1 protein-coding gene is annotated in these 1,846 nt (G+C 68.1%); it reads left to right on the top strand.

Annotated features, from left to right (window positions below):
* Window positions 1-188: 188 nt before the first annotated feature.
* Window positions 189-1,802 carry an FAD-dependent monooxygenase gene (locus tag H299_RS0123670; protein WP_051262783.1) on the top strand — a complete coding sequence of 538 codons (1,614 nt, stop codon included), beginning with the start codon at window positions 189-191 and terminating at the stop codon, window positions 1,800-1,802.
* The last annotated feature ends 44 nt before the right edge of the window (window positions 1,803-1,846 follow it).

Here is a 1,846-nt window from a genome sequence, read left to right as displayed (position 1 = left end):
GGGGGTTGGTTGTTGGGGGTGGGGGGTTTTGGGGAGGGTGGGGGGTGTTGTTGTCGGGGTTTGTGTTGGGGTTTGGGGTGTTGGTTGTGGTGGTTTCGGGTTCGGGTGTGGGTTCTGTGTCGGGTGTGGGTTCTGTGTCGGGTGTGGATGTGGGTGTGTTGGTGGTGGGGGGTGGTCCGTCGGGGTTGATGTTGGCGGGGGAGTTGGGTTTGGCGGGGGTTTCGGTGGGTGTGGTGGAGCGGTTGCGGGTGGCGGTGGGGGAGTCGCGGGCGTTGGGTTTTTCAGCGCGGACGGTGGAGGAGTTCGGGATGCGGGGGTTGTTGGGGCGGTTGGGGGGTGTGGGGGTGATTCCTGTGGGTCATTTTGGTGGGGTGTCGTTGGATTATCGGGTGGTGGAGGGTGGTTCGTTCGGGGCGCGGGGGGTGCCTCAGTCGGTGACGGAGGGGATGTTGGCGGGGTGGGTGGGGGAGTTGGGTGTGTCGGTGGAGCGGGGTGTGGAGGTGGTGGGTGTGGTGGATGAGGGGGAGGGGGGTGTGGTGGTGAGTTTGCGGGATGTGGATGGTGGTGGTGAGCGGGTGGTGCGGGCGGGTTATGTGGTGGGGTGTGATGGGGCGCGTTCGGTGGTGCGTGGGTGTGCGGGGATCGGTTTTCCGGGTTCTGATCCGGTGGTGGAGTTGCGGTTTGCGGATGTGGCGGGTGTGCGGTTGGAGCCGCGTTTCAGTGGTGAGCGGGTTCCGGGTGGGATGGTGATGGTTCTGCCGTTGGGGCCGGATCGGAGCCGGGTTATCTATTTTGATGCTGCGGAGCCGTTGCGCAGGAGTGCGGATCCGATTTCTTTTGATGAGGTGGCGGAGGCTTTCGGGCGTTTGTCGGGGGTGGATATCAGTGGGGCGACGCCGTTGTGGGTGTCGTCGACGACGGATGTGTCGCGTCAGGCGGAGGTGTATCGGCGGGGGCGGGTGTTTGTTGCGGGGGATGCGGCGCATGTGCATTTGCCGATCGGTGCGCAGGGTATGAGTGCGGGTGTGCAGGACGCGGTGAATCTGGGGTGGAAGCTGGGTCTGGTGGTGTCGGGGCAGGCGCCGGAGAGTCTGCTGGATACGTATCACAGTGAGCGGCATCCGGTGGGGGCGCGGATTTTGGCGAACACGCTGGCGCAGCGGTCGCTTTATCTGGGTGGTGAGGACATCGCTCCGCTGCGTGAGGTGTTCACGGAGCTGACGCGGTTCCCTGAGGTGCAGCGGCATCTGGTGGGGATGGTGACGGGTCTGGACATCCGGCATGAGGTCGGTGGCGGGGATCATCCGCTGCTGGGGCGGCGGCTGCCGGACGGGGAGCTGGTGGTGGCGGGGAGCAAGACCAGCCGTTTCGAGTTGCTGCGTGCGGGGCGGGGGGTGCTGCTGCTCGGGGGTGAGGGTGCCGCGCTGGCGGCTGAGGCGGCCGGGTGGGCGGGCCGGGTGGAGTGCGTGGTCGCCGACCCCGGCGACACCCCCGCCCCCGACGCCGGGGCTGCTCCCGCTGCCGGCGCCGGTGCTGCTGCCGGGGCTGCTCCTGACGCCGCTCCCGCTGCCGGCGCCGGTGCTGCTGCCGGGGCTGCTCCTGACGCCGCTCCCGCTGCCGGCGCCGGTGCTGCTGCCGGGGCTGCTCCTGTTCCTGGCGTTGTTGCTGGGGTTGGTGGGGGGGTTTTGCCGCCGGGGGTGTTGGTGCGTCCGGATGGTTATGTGGCGTGGGTGTCGTCGCCGCGGGGGTCGGGGGAGGGTTTGGCTCAGGCGTTGGAGCGCTGGTTCGGTCCGGCTGTCTGAAGGCGCCTTCCTCCTGGGGGGTTCCCGAAGGGTGGTTCTCCGGT

Source organism: Streptomyces sp. CNH287 (assembly GCF_000424825.1).
Note: the sequence above shows the minus strand (reverse complement) of the source record. Positions and strands in the feature narration are given on the sequence as shown.